3 protein-coding genes are annotated in these 1,325 nt (G+C 34.8%); all 3 read left to right on the forward strand.

From position 1 onward, the window contains the following. Window positions 1–201: 201 nt before the first annotated feature. Window positions 202–480 (forward strand): WXG100 family type VII secretion target, encoded by a 279-nt coding sequence (locus DXB52_RS15775; protein WP_177387377.1) that lies wholly within the window; start codon window positions 202–204, stop codon window positions 478–480. A 70-nt stretch (window positions 481–550) separates the two neighbouring features. Continuing rightward, window positions 551–973, forward strand: a complete 423-nt coding sequence (locus tag DXB52_RS15780) for a hypothetical protein (RefSeq protein WP_118108057.1) — start codon at window positions 551–553, stop codon at window positions 971–973. Further along, a complete protein-coding gene (locus DXB52_RS15785; RefSeq protein ID WP_117909355.1) occupies window positions 945–1,211 on the forward strand; it encodes a hypothetical protein in 267 nt (88 codons plus the stop codon). The genes DXB52_RS15780 and DXB52_RS15785 overlap by 29 nt, the downstream gene beginning before the upstream one ends. The last annotated feature ends 114 nt before the right edge of the window (window positions 1,212–1,325 follow it).

Raw genomic sequence — 1,325 nt, forward strand, 5'->3', positions numbered from 1 at the left:
CAAGAAAACTATACGAAAGTATGGAGAAATAGATAAATAAAATGAGCGAATTACACAATAAAATTCAAAAAAGTTGTTGTAAAAAACTGGAAAAAAGTGTAAAATAAAGAAAAATTATTTGCGGAAAATCGCATGGTTTCAGAAGATGTAAAGTTCCTTAGAACTTTATTTTCTATCACATTTCACAAGGAGGAAAAAAATATGTTACGTGTGGATTATGAGGCTCTGGCAGCCGGTTCAAAAACTTTACAGGATCAGGGAGCAATATTTGAAGAATGTATTGATAGAATGCGTCAGGTAATTGAAGGTCTTCCGGATGTATGGGAGGCAGACACCAGCAAACGTTATGTAGAGCAGTTCCAGGAAGCAGAACCGGGACTTAAGAATGTACGACAGATGATTGAAGATATGGCTGTTCAGATGCAGAAAATTTCTGATAACTTTGCACAGGCAGATAGCGATATGGCTGGACAAATGTAAATATGAATGAAAGTAGGAAGCCGCCAATGTATAATGGCGGCTTTTCTTAAAAGGAGGACAGGACGTACAAATGGAAGGACAGGAAAATACACAGTCTCAGCCGGGACTGAACTTAGATACAGAAATCTTACAAAAAAATGAAAATATTAGCACTTCCTTATGTGACCGTTTTGGCATCCACATGTATACTTCGGAATTTATGGAGCAAGAAAAGGCTTATCAGGAAGAACAAGAAGAGAAGAATAATGAAATATTTTTGAATGTTTTGAATAATCCGGAAAAAGAAATTACAGAAACCGCATTTCAAAGAGTTATGCAAGCAGATACAACCGCAGTTATTAAAACAGAATATAATGAGAACAATGAAACCAATAATCAATATATGAATATTGCATATGGTATATTTGGCGCTATATTGGCTGGAGTTGTCCTCTTTTTCATAGAAAAGTATAGGAGAAAACGTAATGAAAATCACCATAACAATCAAAAATGAATGGAGTGGAAAAACTTATGATATTTCTCTGGATAATCAGCAGAAGATTGCAACTACGTTGAGAGTTATGCGAGAAAATCTCCCAGAGTCTATGCAGGGAATTGGGATAGAACCAGAAGTGCAATCAGAAAGGACAAGTCGACGCTTGAACATGAGAAAAACGTATGAAGAATCTCATATTTATACAGGGGATATATTGATAATTTCGCAGGGACGGGAGAAATTAGGAGAGGAATAGATTGAAATGAGAAAAAAGAGTTTAGAAACTTCTAATATGAAACAACCAAAGATAGAAACAGAAAAGAATATAGAATTTTTAAAAGAAGAAATCAAAAAATCTGCTATTCATGCA

The organism is Ruminococcus sp. OM04-4AA (genome assembly GCF_003462585.1).
In the GTDB taxonomy this organism is placed as follows: Bacteria; Bacillota; Clostridia; order Lachnospirales; family Lachnospiraceae; genus Mediterraneibacter; species Mediterraneibacter faecis.